The sequence below is a fragment of the Lactiplantibacillus garii genome (genome assembly GCF_003885105.1).
GTDB classification, from domain to species: Bacteria; Bacillota; Bacilli; order Lactobacillales; family Lactobacillaceae; genus Lactiplantibacillus; species Lactiplantibacillus garii.
This window is the reverse complement of the sequence record NZ_QWZQ01000008.1, coordinates 14784-30978: the sequence shown is the minus strand read 5'-3', so window position 1 is coordinate 30978 and position 16195 is coordinate 14784. Positions and strand designations below refer to the sequence as shown.

15 protein-coding genes are annotated in these 16195 nt (G+C 51.0%); all 15 read left to right on the top strand.

Annotated elements, in window-relative coordinates; all coding sequences use genetic code 11:
* The first annotated feature begins 197 nt into the window (after positions 1 to 197).
* The 15 genes from D1831_RS03605 to D1831_RS03535 all read left to right on the top strand — a co-directional run bounded on the left by D1831_RS03605 (position 198) and on the right by D1831_RS03535 (position 16155).
* Positions 198 to 1640 carry an MFS transporter gene (locus tag D1831_RS03605; protein WP_125071564.1) on the top strand — a complete coding sequence of 481 codons (1443 nt, stop codon included), beginning with the start codon at positions 198 to 200 and terminating at the stop codon, positions 1638 to 1640.
* Entirely contained in the window at positions 1633 to 2802 is a 1170-nt protein-coding gene (aroC, locus tag D1831_RS03600) for a chorismate synthase (protein ID WP_125071563.1), read from the top strand. The genes D1831_RS03605 and aroC overlap by 8 nt, the downstream gene beginning before the upstream one ends.
* 9 nt (positions 2803 to 2811) lie before the next feature.
* Complete coding sequence (locus tag D1831_RS03595; RefSeq protein WP_225422761.1) at positions 2812 to 3213, top strand: amino acid biosynthesis protein; 402 nt, start codon at positions 2812 to 2814, stop codon at positions 3211 to 3213.
* Between the two features lie 135 nt (positions 3214 to 3348).
* Positions 3349 to 4659 (top strand): 3-phosphoshikimate 1-carboxyvinyltransferase, encoded by a 1311-nt coding sequence (aroA, locus tag D1831_RS03590; RefSeq protein ID WP_125071562.1) that lies wholly within the window; start codon positions 3349 to 3351, stop codon positions 4657 to 4659.
* Positions 4656 to 5753, top strand: coding sequence for a prephenate dehydrogenase (locus D1831_RS03585; RefSeq protein ID WP_125071561.1), 1098 nt, complete (start codon positions 4656 to 4658; stop codon positions 5751 to 5753). The genes aroA and D1831_RS03585 overlap by 4 nt, the downstream gene beginning before the upstream one ends.
* A gap of 1 nt (position 5754) precedes the next feature.
* Positions 5755 to 6276 (top strand): shikimate kinase, encoded by a 522-nt coding sequence (locus D1831_RS03580; RefSeq protein WP_125071560.1) that lies wholly within the window; start codon positions 5755 to 5757, stop codon positions 6274 to 6276.
* A 272-nt stretch (positions 6277 to 6548) separates the two neighbouring features.
* Positions 6549 to 7472, top strand: coding sequence for a tRNA pseudouridine(55) synthase TruB (truB, locus tag D1831_RS03575; protein WP_125071559.1), 924 nt, complete (start codon positions 6549 to 6551; stop codon positions 7470 to 7472).
* 12 nt (positions 7473 to 7484) lie between these two features.
* Positions 7485 to 8492: a riboflavin biosynthesis protein RibF gene (gene ribF, locus D1831_RS03570; protein WP_125071558.1), complete on the top strand. Its 1008-nt coding sequence runs from the start codon at positions 7485 to 7487 to the stop codon at positions 8490 to 8492.
* Entirely contained in the window at positions 8492 to 9205 is a 714-nt protein-coding gene (gene budA, locus D1831_RS03565) for an acetolactate decarboxylase (protein WP_125071557.1), read from the top strand. The genes ribF and budA overlap by 1 nt, the downstream gene beginning before the upstream one ends.
* A 326-nt stretch (positions 9206 to 9531) precedes the next feature.
* Entirely contained in the window at positions 9532 to 10575 is a 1044-nt protein-coding gene (gene hrcA, locus D1831_RS03560) for a heat-inducible transcriptional repressor HrcA (protein WP_125071556.1), read from the top strand.
* Positions 10576 to 10586: 11 nt separating this feature from the next.
* Positions 10587 to 11198: a nucleotide exchange factor GrpE gene (gene grpE, locus D1831_RS03555; RefSeq protein ID WP_125071555.1), complete on the top strand. Its 612-nt coding sequence runs from the start codon at positions 10587 to 10589 to the stop codon at positions 11196 to 11198.
* Positions 11199 to 11238: 40 nt separating this feature from the next.
* Entirely contained in the window at positions 11239 to 13104 is a 1866-nt protein-coding gene (gene dnaK, locus D1831_RS03550) for a molecular chaperone DnaK (protein WP_125071554.1), read from the top strand.
* Between the two features lie 100 nt (positions 13105 to 13204).
* Positions 13205 to 14350: a molecular chaperone DnaJ gene (gene dnaJ / locus D1831_RS03545; protein WP_125071553.1), complete on the top strand. Its 1146-nt coding sequence runs from the start codon at positions 13205 to 13207 to the stop codon at positions 14348 to 14350.
* 446 nt (positions 14351 to 14796) lie between these two features.
* The gene (locus D1831_RS03540; RefSeq protein ID WP_125071552.1) at positions 14797 to 15969 is read left to right on the top strand and encodes a serine hydrolase domain-containing protein; all 1173 of its coding nucleotides are present in this window, start codon (positions 14797 to 14799) and stop codon (positions 15967 to 15969) included.
* Between the two features lie 36 nt (positions 15970 to 16005).
* Positions 16006 to 16155, top strand: a complete 150-nt coding sequence (locus D1831_RS03535) for a teichoic acid D-Ala incorporation-associated protein DltX (protein ID WP_003640708.1) — start codon at positions 16006 to 16008, stop codon at positions 16153 to 16155.
* Positions 16156 to 16195 lie beyond the last annotated feature (40 nt).

Here is a 16195-nt window from a genome sequence, read left to right as displayed (position 1 = left end):
TCGCACTGTAGATACGGACGGCACACACGTCCGTGTCTAAGGTTAGCGAAGTCATCTTTGTCTTGGCCAGCTAGACACGCAAAGGTCTAGCTGGAATTAATCACCGCATTAAAGACGTCTTAATGTGAGCCAGTTAGATTCTTTGAATCTAGCTGGCTTTTTTTATTCCCGTTTACACATTAAAGGAGTCTGAGAAAATGAATCGAAAAACACTCTCACTAAGCTTGTACTTAAACTACTTCGTGCATGGATTAGGGTTATTGATCCTCGCACAAAATATGCAGTCGTTAAGCCAACACTGGCAAACACCCCTGGCAACCGTTTCTTACGTCGTTTCTGGGGTGGGAATCGGTCGGTTATTAGCTTACTTTATTCTCGGTAATTTATCGGACCACTTTGGTCGTAAGATTTTTTGCAACGTTGGGATGTTCAGTTACTTTGTTTTCTTCGTGGGAATGGCGTTCGTCACCAACATTCAAGTCGCATACGGATTAGCCATCTTGGCTGGCGTTGCCAATTCAGCGCTCGATGCCGGAACGTACACCACTTTTATCGAGATGGGCGGACGCCAAGGCTCGGCAAACGTCTTATTAAAAGCTTTCATTTCCGCTGGGGAATTTCTCTTGCCGTTACTAGTGGCGTTGTTGGATTCCAACGGCTGGTGGTACGGTTGGTCCTTCCTAGTTGCCGCCGCAGTTTTGCTTGTTAACGCCGTCTTGTTGAACCGGCAGACTTTTCCACCGCGTAATCAGTCGGATCCTAGTTTAATGGCTAAGCAGCAGCAGCTTTCCAAACCGCGGCGCTTAATTGCGGCAATCGGACTGGCGGGGTACGGTTACACCTCAATGGCGCTAATGATTTTGTACACCCAGTGGATCAGTTTATTTGTCACTAAAACTTTTGGGTTCAGTCCAGTTTTAGCCCACGGATTGTTGTCGCTTTACAGTGTTGGCTCGATTTGCGGGGTGTTCGTTCTTTTTTGGTTGTTACGCCGGGGCGTGGCTGAAACGAAATTGATGGTGGAAATGAACGTTGGTTCCCTCGTTGCCCTGCTAATTGTTAGTTACAGTTCACTGAGCTGGTTATCGATGCTGGCCGCCCTGATCTTTGGGTTTACCGCGGCCGGGGGCGTGATGCAAGTTGGGTTGAACTTGTTCATTAAGTTATACCCCCACGTGAAGGGTGGTGTGACCGGATTGTACTTCACCTTTGGGAGTATCGCTTCGTTTACGATCCCGTTGATCACCGGCTGGTTATCTAAACAAAGCTTGGCCGCCGCGTTACGGTTCGACTTGGTGATTGGGTTGGCGGGTGTTTTGCTCGTACTAATGACCGCGCTGGCACTGCGCCCGCAAAGCTCATTAGTTCAGCAACGACAACGAATCAATCAAATTGATTCACAAATTGTCGCACTACTAAACGAACGCTTTGATACCGTGACTGCCATTGGTCAATTAAAAATGCGGGAGCAGTTGCCCATCTTGGATCAGCAGCGGGAGGCCAGGGTCTTGTCCCAAGTGGCTCAACGTAGTCAGCGAATGGCACACACCCCGTACTTACAAGCAATCTATCAAGCCATTATGACGAATTCACGGGCTTATCAAGCCCAGCTGCACGGAAAGGAAGAGGAACATGATTAATTACGTCACTGCCGGGGAGTCCCACGGCCCCCAATTGACCGGGATCCTGACTGGGCTCCCGGCCGGACTAGAAATTGATATTGACGCTGTCAACGCCAACTTAGCTGCACGTCAGGGAGGCTTTGGTCGGGGCAACCGTCAGCAGATCGAACACGATCAAGTGACGGTGACCGGGGGCCTGCGTCACGGGGTGACTTTGGGCTCACCGTTAGCACTCACGATTAAAAACCGCGACCACGCGCATTGGTCGGCCATTATGGATCCGGTTAGTCCGGCGACCGCCGAGAACACCTTGCGCAAGGTGACCCGGCCACGGCCCGGTCACGCCGACCTGGTGGGTGGGATGAAGTACGGACAGCGCGACCTGCGCAACGTTTTGGAACGGTCTTCCGCCCGCGAAACGGCGATGCGGGTGGCCATTGGCAGTATTTGCCAGCAGCTCTTAGCACAATTTGACATTCACCTGGTTGGTTACGTTCAACAGGTTGGCCAGCTACCAGCGGACTCGGAATTGGGCTTGGACGTCGCAGCCCTTCAAAAACGAATCACCGCTAACGACTTGCGCATTACGGATCAGAGTCAGGTCCAATCGATCCACGACTTGATTACGGCTACTAAGAAGGCCGGCGATACGCTGGGGGGTGTGATCCGGGTGGTTGCCGAAAACGTTCCCGCCGGGTTAGGAAGTTACACCAATTGGGATACCAAGTTTGACGGACAATTGGCCGCGGCGGTCATGGGCGTGAACGCCATGAAGGGCGTTGAGATCGGTGACGGCTTTGAAGCTGCCAAGCGTTTGGGTAGTCAGGTCATGGATGAGATCGATTGGAACGCGACGGACGGTTGGTCCCGGTTAAGTAACCACTTAGGTGGCTTTGAAGGCGGAATGACCAACGGGATGCCGATTATTGTTAAGGCGGCAATGAAGCCGATTCCCACGCTTTATAAGCCGTTACAAAGTGTTGACGTTCAAACCAAGGTCGTTCAAAAAGCGAGCGTGGAACGTTCCGATACCACCGCCATCGTACCAGCATCACTGGTTGTCCAAAGTGTTGTCGCAATCGAATTAGCGAAAGCGTTGACCGCGACCTTTGACGGTAGTAACCTAGACCGCCTGCGGTTACAAGTTGCCACGTACCGCGACGAACTGCGGCAGTATTAGGTGGCCGCGATGGTGATCCACACGTTAGGGCCGGCGGCGACCGATAGCTTTGCCGCCGCCGAGCATTATAACCAGGTAAAGTACGCGGGCCAAGCAACCGTGTGCGGGCATCCCAGCTTTGAGGAAATTTTGACGACGTTAGCCGGTTATCACGGTGACGAGTTAGTCATCCCGGCGGCCTTTAAATCATCAACGTTAAAGGCTGGTTGGGGCGACATCCACTACGCGTTGCTTGAACAGTTAACGTTACGGGACTGTTTTATGACCGTGCTGGACCCGATCGTCGTGGTCCAGCGTATCGGGGCCGATAACCGGATTGGTTACACGCACGCGGCCACGGCGCAGTTGTTAGAACGGGTCGTCAGTCACGTCAGTGTCCAAACTTGTGCCAGTAAATACTTGGCGTACTAAGCTTATCGGCAAAACGGGGCCGCTTACGTTTTGACCAACGAAAAAAATGTGACCCTGCAGACGAATGAAAAAATCATTAAGCGTTTCACACCGTCGATGGTGTGGTGCCTTTATCAAATTAATTAGGTGATTAAAATGAAAATTAAGTTAAATACGCGCCCGTTCAACGGGCTACACGGTCGGCTCACGGTACCGGGGGATAAGAGCATTTCCCACCGCGGACTAATGCTCGGTGCAATCAGCTCCGGGCAGACGGTCCTGAAGCACTTCTTGACCGCGGACGATTGTTTATCGACGTTAAACGCGTTAAGGTCCCTCGGGGTGCCAATCACGCGTCAAGGTACGACCGTCACGGTAACTGGTCGGGAGCGTCACGGCCTGACTGCCGCCACGGTCCCCCTCGACATGGGCAACGCCGGCACGGCGACCCGGTTACTGACCGGACTATTAGCTGGTCAGCCGTTTGACTCGACGTTGGTCGGTGACCCTTCTTTGAGTCAACGGCCAATGGCCCGCGTCAGTGAGCCGTTAGCGACGATGGGGGCGGCAATTGAGCTAACGGCCGGTCACTTGCCCTTAACGATCCACGGCCGGCCGTTACACGCAACCAACGTTCAAATGACCGTGGCGAGTGCCCAGGTTAAGAGTGCGTTGATCTTAGCCGCACTATCCGCGGACGGCCCCAGTACCATCGTGGAAAAATTGCCGACCCGCGACCATACTGAACGGCTGTTACGCGTTTTTGGCGGACAACTTGAAACGGCCGCCGATGGCCGTACGATCACGGTTCAACCGCACCCGCAACTAGTTGGTCAAACGCTCACGGTACCCGGGGATTTGTCATCAGCAGCATTTTTCATGGCGGCGGCTAGTATCGTGCCGGGTTCGCGGATCCGCTTGGAACGTGTCGGGTTAAATCCGACCCGCAGTGGTTTCTTGACGGTCTTAAAACGGATGGGCGGGGACGTTAGCGTTGAACGGCTGACTAACCCGGGTGAACCACTGGGAAACGTTGAGATTGCCTTTTCCACTTTAAAGCCGATTCGATTAACGGCCAAGGACGTTCCGGCGGTGATCGATGAATTACCGCTGGTCGCGCTGTTGGCGGCGACCGCCGATGGCATCAGCGTGATCAGCGGTGCCGAAGAACTGCGGGTCAAGGAGACCGACCGAATCGCGACCATTGTGACGGAACTATCCAAGTTGGGGGTTCAGATTACCGAGCAACCAGACGGCTTTGTGATCGATGGTCGACCAGCGTGGCAGTTACAAACGCCAAACTTTGATAGTCATGGGGACCACCGAATTGGCATGATGATGGCAATTGCCGCCCTGAGGTTATCGACACCCACGACGCTATCCGGAGCGGAAGCAATCAACATCTCGTACCCCGGATTCTTTGCCGACCTGCAGCGACTGTTACCCAGCGGGGAGGCGGTGTCATGACCCGGGTTTTGATCAAGGGGCTGGGCCTGATTGGGAGTTCGCTGGCCTTAGCCATCCGCGCCGCTCACCCGGCGGTATACCTAGTGGGGTGTGACGTCAACGCGGCCAGCTTAAACTACGCGCGGCAACAAACGATCGTTGATGAAGTGAGTCACGATTTCTCAAAAAGTGCACGGAGCGCCGACGTGATCATCTTAGCCGGACCAGTGAGTGTGATCTGCGCTGACCTTAGGCAACTCGCGACCCTGACTTTAAAGCTGAACGTTATTGTGACCGACGTTGGCAGTACGAAACGGACCGTCATGGCGGCGAGTCGCGAACTCGGACAACGGGGCGTGACCTTCATCGGTGGGCACCCGATGGCGGGGTCCCATAAGTCCGGGGTGACCGCGGGGCGGGCGGATCTGTTTGAAAACGCCTTTTATTTTCTCGTCCCGGGATTGGCGGCTGCGGACGCGGTCGCACAATTACAAACCCTATTAGCGGGTACGCGGGTTAAATGGCTAACGGTCACGCCCAGACAACACGACCGGATCGTCGGTCAACTTAGTCACGTCCCACACGTTGTGGCCGCGGCGTTGGTCAACCAGACCCATACCGCGTTAGCCGACTCACCGCTAGGGTTACGGCTCGCTGCGGGGGGCTTCAAAAGTATGACGCGGATCGCAAGTTCGGACCCGACCATGTGGACGGCGATCTTACTGGCAAACGGCCAACTCGTAACCCACCAATTACAGGATTATATTGATAAATTACGGGAGATTCAAACGGCGATCAGTGCTGGTGATGCGCCCGCAATCAAGCAATTTTTTACGGCGGCAAAGGTGACCCGCGACCACTTGGGACCGGAACACCTCGGCAGCTTACCTAATTTTTTTGACCTGTTTTTGAACGTTCCCGACCGGGTCGGGGCAATTGCCGACGTCACCAAACGCCTGGCCAGTGCCCAACTGAGTTTAGTCAATATTCATATTTTAGAGATCCGCGAAGAAGTTGACGGCGTTTTACAGGTCACGTTTGGTAACGCCGACACGCGGGATTCGGCGGCCGAATTACTGCGGTCAGCCGGTTACGAGATCGTTAGGAGGAATTAAGATGCGAGCAATTTTAATTGGGTTCATGGGTAGTGGGAAAACAACGGTCGGGCGGTTATTAGCCGCGGCCTTAGCAACAAAACACGCGGATCTGGACGACCTGATCGTTCAACGGGCCGGCCAACCAATCACGGCAATCTTTGACCAGCACGGGGAGGCTTATTTTCGTCAACTTGAACAGCGAACACTAGCCAATGCGATCCACCAACCGGGAATTTTATCAACGGGTGGCGGAACACCGACAATCGATAGTAATGCCGCCATTCTGACGGCAAGTCCGGTACCGGTGATTTGGCTAGAAGCGAGTGATCAAACGATTTTACAACGGGTCCAAAACGACGATCAACGGCCATTAGTCAACGAGCTGGATACGCAGGCATTGCTGGCTTTAAAACAACGGCGGGCCGCGTTATACGCCCGGGCTGCTGACCTGGTGATCCAAACGGACCAGTTAGCGCCCCAGCAGATCGTGACGCGGATTCAAACGTGGTTAGGTGAACGGCGGGTTGCCGCGCAGGCTTAAAATAATGGGTAACTGAATATCAATAATCGCTTAGCACTGGTCACGCTGAGTTAGACCTTGCTCCGCCGAGTGGTTCCCATGAGGGGGCGCGGCGGAGCTTTTGGTGTTCAAGTGAACGCTGCGGCTTTTTGCATATTTAAGCGCTTGCAATTGGGGCTGATGTGGTATACTGAAAAACGTTTGGAATAATGAATCATTACCGAATATGGGTCTAGGAATTATCAGGACTACTAATATAGAAGAAACTAGAACTAGTTAAAAAGGAGTTTTTAATGACAGACGGAATTTTACCACTTTATAAACCCCGCGGGATGACCAGTTTTGATTGTGTCGCAAAGGTCCGCAAGCTTTATCAAACGCGCAAGGTGGGGCATTCGGGAACGTTGGATCCCAACGTAGACGGGGTGTTGCCCATCTGTATCGGTAACGCCACGAAGGTCGTTCAATTTTTAGTGGCGTCCGGCAAACGGTATCAGGGGAGCATTACGCTGGGCTTTGCAACCACCACCGAGGATCTTGATGGTGAAGAAGTTGAGCGTCAACCAATCACCACACCGTTCAGCAAAGAACGGATCGACGCGGTTCTGACGCAGATGACGGGCGAATTGACGCAGATTCCACCAATGTTTTCGGCCGTTAAAGTCAATGGTCGGCGCCTCTACGATTACGCGCGCAACGGTGAAACCGTTGAACGGCCGGTGCGGCACGTGACGATTACCAGTTTTAAGCAACGCCAGCCGGCGACGTACGATTCAGAACACCAGACCCAGACGATTTACTTTACGGTCGATTGCAGTAAGGGAACCTACGTCCGGACGTTAGCGGTTGACGCTGGCAAGGCGTTAGGAGTGCCAGCGGTAATGAGTGACTTGACCCGGCTAAAGAGCGGGGGCTTCACGTTAGACGAAACCGTGACCTTTGAACAGATTACCGACCACGTTGCTAACGGGACCGCGGGTGATTTACTTAAACCGATCGACCAGGCGCTGCGCCAGTATCCCCGGGTCGTTATTAATGCCGCCATCTGGGCCAAAGTTAAAAACGGGGTGTGGCTGACCGCGGCGGATCTGCAGCTTAGTGATCCCGCTGCGAGCCCAATGGTTGCGTTAATTTACCAAGACAGCCTAAAATGTCTATATAGTTACCGACCAGACGAACGACGGTATAAACCGTTTAAAATGTTCTCGGTCAATTAAGGAGTTCTTTTCATGCAGGTGATTAATTTACAGTACCCGGTGGATCGACGTTTGATTCCGGCGGGACCAAGTGTTTTGGCCCTCGGCTTCTTTGACGGTGTGCACCGCGGCCATCAGCAAGTCGTTGCGGCTGCTCGTAAAGCGGCGCGAGCTAAACACGCCCAACTGGCCGTGATGACTTTTGATCAACACCCGTCCGTCGTTTTTAAACGGGCGGATCCCGACCACGTGCGGTACCTCACGACGGTCGCACAAAAAACGGCGCTCATGGCGGAAATGGGAGTCGATTTACTGTACGTGTTGCACTTTGACGCAGCCGTGGGGGCGTTACCCCCACAAACGTTCGTGGACGAGCTGATTGTTGATCTCCACGCCCAGACGGTCGTTGCGGGGTTCGACTACACGTACGGACCGGCGGATACGGCCAATATGCAAAAACTCGGCGGCTATGCTCGCGGCCGCTTTGACATCATCGAGGTCCCTAAAGCGGTCTTGGGTGCACAAAAGATTAGTTCAACCCGGATCAGAACGGCACTCGATACGGGTGACGTTGATTTAGCCGATGAGTTACTGGGTTACCAGTACGAAACGGCCGGGAAAGTGGTCCACGGTGAAGCGCGCGGACGCACCCTCGGTTTTCCCACGGCTAACGTGGCCCACAGTAGTAATACCCGGGTGCCGGGCATTGGTATTTACGCGACCATGGTCCAAGTTGGGACGCGGTGGGTGATGGGGATGGCCTCGGTTGGTCGTAACGTAACGTTTGGCGACGACCGGCCCATTACCATTGAAATTAACCTACTCGATTTTAGCGGGGATATTTACGGGCAGACCGTTACGGTGCGGTGGGCTCACCGGATGCGTGGCGAGGTCAAATTTGCCGGTGCCGACGAACTGGTTGCACAGTTAAAACGTGACGAACAGGGGACCCGGGACTACTACGCGGCTCACCCGTTTACCGCGGAGCCCCGGTTAGTCACGCTCGCAGGAAAAAATTCAACTAAAACGGAGGAAGCGTAATGGCAACGACGGATACGATTTTTCAGCACGGAACGTTAGGGTTATTAGTGCCCGGTTTATTTGACGGCACAATTACGGCTGGTGAGTTACTAAGCCACGGTGATACCGGGATCGGCACGCTTGACGGCCTGAACGGTGAAGTGATTATTTTAGACGGGCACGCCTACCAGGCGCGAGAAGACGGTCAAGTGCGTGAAATTGAAGCGCACGAAACGTTGCCGTTTGCGTCGGTGCATTTTGAAAAGCCCGACGTGAGCGCGCCGTTAACGGACGTGGCCCAGGCCGACTTTGAAACGCAAGTTGTCAAGGATTACCGGTTAAAGAACGTCTTTGCGGCGATCCGTGTCGACGGAACGTTTAAACACATTAAGACCCGCGTTGCTCCCCGTCAACAACCGCCGTACAAGACCCTGGTTCAGGCAACCGCTACGCAGCCCGAATTTAGTGGTGATAACGTAAAGGGGACCATCATTGGCTACTACGCGCCACACCTCTTTCAGGGCGCCACGGTGGGTGGGTTTCACCTGCACTTTCTAAGTCAGGATCACCAGCTCGGCGGACACTTGTTAGCGTTTGACGTGGATCAGGCCGTTTTAAAAGTTCAGCACTTTGCGGACTTTCACGTGCACTTACCGATTGATAACGAAGCCTATTTACAAGAAGAATTTGATAATGAAACGATCGACCACGCCATTAATAAGGCGGAACGGTAATTATCGAGCGTGGAACAAAGTGATTTTTGGTCCCCGTTTGGACACCGTTGTAACGGAAAGATAAGCCGCGTAAATTGCTCAGTTTATTTTGAGTAATTTACGCGGCTTATCGTTTTGTTCCAATTGTTTTTACGGTCAGCGCGTTTATCATTAGCACTCTGATGATAAGAGTGCTAATATATAGGTTGTGCGAAAGGATGAGCGGGACAGGGTTGAAAGTTGATTGCTTCCTAAAAATACTTTGTCCTTCCTTGACTTTCATTCGAAGGGTTGTTATATTAGTAACTGTGTTAGCACTCCATTATGTTAAGTGCTAAAAAGAGGTGATGATCACGTTAACTGAACGACAAAGCCTAATTTTAAAGGCGATTGTCCGTGACTATACCGAAGGCGGTAACCCCGTTGGTTCCAAGTCCCTCGTTCAAGAGTTGCCAATGAAAGTCAGCTCCGCGACCATCCGTAACGAGATGGCCCGACTCGAGGATCTGGGGTTGATCGTTAAAACGCACCTATCTTCAGGTCGAATTCCGTCCATCAAGGGGTACCGGTACTACGTTGACCATATCCTGAAACCTGAAAAGGTTGATGGTCAGGACCTGAAAGTCATTCAACATTCGTTGGGTGGTGAATTTCATAAGATCGACGAAATCGTGGCGCAATCCGCCGATATCTTGTCACAATTGACAAGTTACACGACGTTTACGCTGCGGCCCGAGTTAAAGGACAGTCGGTTGAGTGGTTTTCGCCTAGTTCCACTAGGTAATCACCAGGTGATGGCGATTCTCGTGACGAATAACGGGGACGTTGAAAACCAAACGTTTACGATTCCTAATGACTTGACCGGTGACGAATTGGAACCGGTCGTGCGGTTCATTGATGATCAGTTGATTGGGCTGCCGTTACAAGACGTCCTGCGAAAATTACAGAAAGAAATTCCGTTAAAACTCGCAAAGTATTTGCAAGATCCTGACGGGTTCCTTGATATTTTTGGCAGTGTATTGTCCAAGGCAGCTTCCGAGCGGTTTTACGTGGGTGGTAAATTGAACTTATTCAATTATACCAATCAGCAGAACCCTAAGGAATTACAGTCATTGTACTCGTTGCTCGACCAAACGGATAGCCTAGCGAACGTGATTGGCCCACCAGGCCAACACATTCAGGTTCGTATCGGTAATGAGATCACCAACGATTTGTTAAAGGATTATAGTTTGATCACCGCGACTTACGACGTTGACCGGCACGGTAAAGGGATGATTGCCATCCTGGGGCCGACCGCCATGCCGTATTCCCGGATGATTGGACTGATGGGCGCGTTCCAGCGGGAACTTGCCCGCAAATTATTAGATTATTACCGGTACTTTGACGAGTGACGGACAGGGAGATGAAAGCATTGGCTAAAGAAACAAAGAGTGCTGAAGCGGCTGAAGAACAAACTTCAACGGCAACCAGTACGACTAGTGAAGCTAGTCAAGCCGCAACTTCGACTGCCAGTGAAACAGCATCGAGTGCAGCGGATAAACAAACGGCTAAAGATCCGCGTGATGAGCAGATCCAAAGCTTAAAGGACCAACTTGATCAAAAGGATGACCAACTACTTCGAGCGCAAGCGGAAATTGTGAACATGCAAAACCGCAACAAGAAGGAGCAGGCCGCCATCCTTAAATACGACGGTCAATCGTTGGCCAAAGACGTCCTACCCGTTTTAGATAACTTGGAACGGGCGTTAGCGACCCAGGCGGACGATGAGGCGGCGCAACAACTTAAGAAGGGTGTTGAAATGGTTTACGGCCATTTACAAGACGCTTTGAAGAAGCACGCCGTTACCGAAGTTCCCGCTGACGGTGAAAAGTTTGATCCCAACGTTCACCAAGCGGTTCAAACGGTTCCCGCTGACAAGGACCATCCGGCTGACACGGTCGTTCAAGTTCTGCAAAAGGGTTACCTTTTCAAGGACCGGACGTTACGCGCGGCGATGGTCGTTGTGGCACAATAACTTTGAAATCAAATATTAAATAAAAGAGGTTTGTTAATTTATGGCAAGTAATAAAATTATCGGTATCGACCTCGGAACGACTAACTCAGCAGTTGCCGTTCTTGAAGGTAATGAACCTAAAATTATCACGACTCCTGAAGGTGGCCGGACGGTCCCATCAGTCGTTGCGTTTAAAGATGGTGAAACGCAGGTTGGTGAAGTTGCCAAGCGGCAAGCCATCACGAACCCGAACACCGTTTCTTCAATCAAGCGTCACATGGGTGAAGCGGGCTACAAAGTAGACATTGATGGTAAGGACTACACGCCGCAACAAATTTCCGCGATGATTTTACAATACATCAAGGGCTTTGCTGAAGATTACTTAGGCGACACGGTTGAAAAGGCCGTTGTGACCGTTCCGGCGTACTTTAACGATGCCCAACGGCAAGCAACTAAGGATGCTGGTAAGATTGCCGGCTTAAACATTGAACGGATCATCAACGAACCAACGGCTGCTGCGTTAGCCTATGGTTTGGATAAGACCGATAAAGATGAAAAAATCTTAGTCTATGACCTTGGTGGTGGGACTTTTGATGTTTCCATCCTGGAATTAGGCGACGGAGTCTTTGAAGTGTTATCAACTAATGGTGATACTCACCTTGGTGGTGACGACTTTGACCAAAAGATCATTGACTGGTTAGTAGCCGGCTTTAAAGCCGATAACGGTGTTGACTTGTCACAAGACAAGATGGCCTTGCAACGGTTAAAGGACGCTGCTGAAAAGGCTAAGAAGGACCTCTCCGGGGTTTCTGAAGCTCAAATCAGCTTGCCATTTATCTCCGCTGGTGCTAACGGCCCGTTACACTTGGAAACCACGTTGACCCGTGCTAAGTTTAACGAATTGACCGAAGACTTGGTTGAAAAGACCCGGATTCCGGTTGAAAACGCCTTGAAAGATGCTAACTTACAAGCTAGTGACTTAGACGTTGTGATCTTAAACGGTGGGTCTACTCGGATTCCAGCCGTGCAAGACGCCGTTGAAAAGTGGACTGGTAAAGAATCCAACCACTCAATCAACCCTGACGAAGCGGTTGCTTTAGGGGCCGCCGTTCAAGGTGGGGTCATTACCGGTGACGTTAAGGACGTTGTGTTACTTGACGTTACGCCACTTTCCCTTGGGATTGAAACCATGGGTGGGGTCTTCACGAAGTTGATTGATCGCAATACGACCATCCCAACTAGCAAGTCCCAAGTCTTTAGTACCGCTGCGGATAACCAACCAGCCGTTGATATCCACGTCTTACAAGGTGAACGGCCAATGGCTGCTGACAACAAGACGCTGGGTCGTTTCCAATTAACGGATATTCCAGCTGCTCCTCGTGGGGTTCCTCAAATCGAAGTTAAGTTCGATATTGATAAGAACGGGATCGTGAACGTTTCCGCTAAGGATATGGGCACGAACAAGGAACAAAAGATTACCATCAAGAGTTCATCGGGTCTTTCCGACGAAGAAATTGATCAAATGGTCAAGGAAGCCAAGGAAAACGAAGACGCCGATAAGAAGCGTAAAGAAGAAGTTGACTTGAAGAACGAAGTTGACCAATTGATCTTTACGACCGACAAGACGTTGAAGGAACTCAAAGGCAAAGTTTCTGACGAAGAAGTCAAGAAGGCGCAAGACGCCCGCGATGCTTTGAAGAAAGCTCAAGATGACAACAACGTTGATGAAATGAAGGCCAAAAAGGATGACTTGAACAAGATCGTGCAAGACTTATCCGTTAAACTTTATCAACAAACGCAACAGGCCCAAGGTTCTCAAGCGGGAGCCGACGGTCAAACTGCGGGTAACGCTGATGATAATAAGGGTGACGACAACACGGTTGACGGCGACTTCGAAGACTTAGATAAAGATAAGGACAAGAAGTAAACCCGTTTAAACAAAAAGGCCAGGGCCGCGGGGTCTTGGCCTTTTTGTGTTAAATATGCTAGTATTAATGAGACTTTAAAGGGATCATTAGGAGGTTACGATGGCAGAACAAGACTTATATAAGGTTCTGGGCGTTGAAAAGGACGCTAGTCAGGATGAAATCAAGAAAGCGTACCGCAAGCTTTCCAAAAAGTACCATCCCGATTTGAACCACGAACCCGGCGCGGAGGACAAGTTTAAGGCTGTCAACGAAGCGTACGAAACGTTAGGTGATCCGCAAAAACGGGCGCAGTATGATCAGTTTGGGTCAGCCGGCCAACAACAAGGCTTCGGTGGCGGTGCCGGCGGTTTTGGCGGTCAAGGCTTTGGCGGTTTTGGCGGCGGTGGCGGCGGTTTCGACGACATTTTCAGTCAATTCTTTGGCGGTGGCGGCGGTACTCGCCGGCCCAACCCAACGGCACCCCAACAGGGCCGGGATTTACAATATGAAATGACGTTGAAGTTTGAGGATGCGATCTTTGGTAAGAAGACCAATATCACGTATAACCGTGAGGAACAGTGTGAAACTTGTGGCGGTTCCGGTGCCAAGCCGGGAACGTCCCCGGTGACCTGTTCAAAGTGTCACGGCAGTGGGTACATTCAAGTTCAAACGAATACGCCTTTGGGTCGTATGATGAGCCAACAAGTCTGTGACGTTTGTCACGGGACCGGGAAAGAAATCAAGGAAAAGTGCGCGACCTGTGGTGGTTCTGGTCATACTGAACAGAGTCACTCCATCAAGGTCACCGTACCGGCCGGGGTTGAAGAAGGGCAGCAAATGCGCCTTCAAAACCAGGGTGAAGCCGGGGCTAACGGTGGTCCTTACGGGGACTTGTTCATTATTTTCCGGGTGGAACCAAGCAACGAATTTGAACGGGACGGTGCGACCATCTACTTCAAATTACCAATCGACTTTGTGCAAGCCGCGTTAGGTGACGAAGTGCAAGTTAAGACCGTGCACGGTGACGTTAAGCTCAAGATTCCGGCTGGGACGCAGACCGGAACCACTTTCCGTTTGCGCGGCAAGGGTGCGCCACGTTTGCGCGGTAATGGTAACGGTGACGAACGGGTCACGGTGACCATTGAAACGCCGACCCACTTAAATAAGGGACAAAAAGAAGCGTTAAAGACGTTTGCGAAGGCGAGTGGTAAAACGGTCGCTGGTAACGGTAAAAGTTCCTTATTTGATAAATTACGGGGCGTTTAAGATTTCCTTAAGCTTTCCAGTTATGTACACGACTTAATTTAAATTAGGAACCGTCTAATTGCAACGTAGCAGTTAGACGGTTCTTTTTTGTGCTGACGAACGTAAAGCGAACGCGCCCGTTTATTAACTAACTTTTCTGGGTAGTTGAATTGTCATAAAGTGTTTCGTTCTGCTGTATCTAGGCTTTGGACCAGTGCTAGAATTAGTCAAGGAGGTCAATAAACGCTGAATTTTCGTGGGGGGATGATTTGACGGTTATGTTACAAAATCGTTACAGTGGCGTTGCCATTTCGGGCGCAAGTGCAGGTTTTTGTACTTTTCAAGTGAAAGTTGGGGATTCGTGGGAATGATTGTTAAAATTATTCTTGAACTTAGCGTACTCGTCACGCACCTGGGTACGGGTCAACGCAGTCCGTGATTAACAAACTAGTGGGGAAGTTAAAAATTTGAAAATAAACAAGGGTTTAATGGTGGTCTTGCTAGGGCTACTCGTGCTTGGGGGTGCTGGAACGTGGTATGTTCGACACCACTCCCGCACGGCACGGATTGAACAAGCACAACGTAAGCATAAAAAAACGGCGCGGGCCGTCGCTAGGAAGAATTCGCAACTTAGTCGAAAAGTAAACCGGACAGAATTTTTAACGGCCAAGTCACCAAAGCAACAAATTACTAAGACGTTAAAGTTGAGTCACTTTGTAGGGACGGCTCTGGTGGTCAAGGATAACCGCGTGATTTATCACAAGGGATTTGGTTACGCGAATCGTGCTAACGAAGTAAAAAACGGCCCGGCTTCTAAATACCAGATTCTATCCATTCAAAAATCACTAACGGCGGTTGGGATTATGCAACTGGTCCAGGCTGGGAAAGTTAAGCTTAGTGATCCCATCACAAAGTATTACCCGACGGTGGCAATTGGCCGGCAGACGACGATTCGCCAAATGTTAGATATGACGACCGGGTACTGGCTGGAGACGGGTTCTACCAAACCGTTATCGGAAGCGAAAACGGTGACGTACGCACTGAATCATATGGTTTACCGCAAGCAAAAGGTTGGTATTTTCAACTATTCGGCGGTTAATTACGTCTTATTGGCTGGAATTATTCGCAAAGAAACCGGGCAATCCTACCAACATTTTGTTAAGTCAAATATTATCCATAAACTTGGTCTGAAGCAAACCGGCTTCGTGATCGACGGGATGGGGACCGGTGCGACGATCGGTTACAAGGCGAGTGCTAAACAGGTCGTTCCAAAGTATCAGCACCGAATGCCTGAAACGAAGGCGCAGATGCATAACGAACTGGGGACCGGCCAGATTTATATGAGTGCGGCCGACCTATTTAAGGTTGAAAGTGCCATTTTGAAGGGAAAACTAATTACCAAACCCAACGTCCTGACGTTGCATACCCGGACGGCCACCGGCGAATACGGTGGTGGGGTCTACAACATCAGTAACGGCATCCGGTCGCACGGTCTCGGCTACGGTTATGAATCCGACGTGCACCTCTCGGCGGATGGGAAGACCGGGGTCGTTTTACTCAGTAATTACCGGCGGCGTTCCGCTAGTATCGAGTTTGCGGCCAATAAAATTTTTAGTGAGTTAATGAACGGTGGCTTATAACCACAATTGGGACGAATGATTTGAGGAGGTGAAGGCATGTTCGCAAAATTGAAAAGCTGGTTTCAACGTCCGGTCGTTCAATTCATTGCGCTAACAGTATTCTATTTTGCTGTCATGCTGGCTCTGGTTTACCTATACGGGTACAGTGGGATTAACCAAGCCAAGTTCATTTACAATGAATTTTAGTAGGTGGACGCGTTAATTTATTGTTTGGGGGAAATTACTA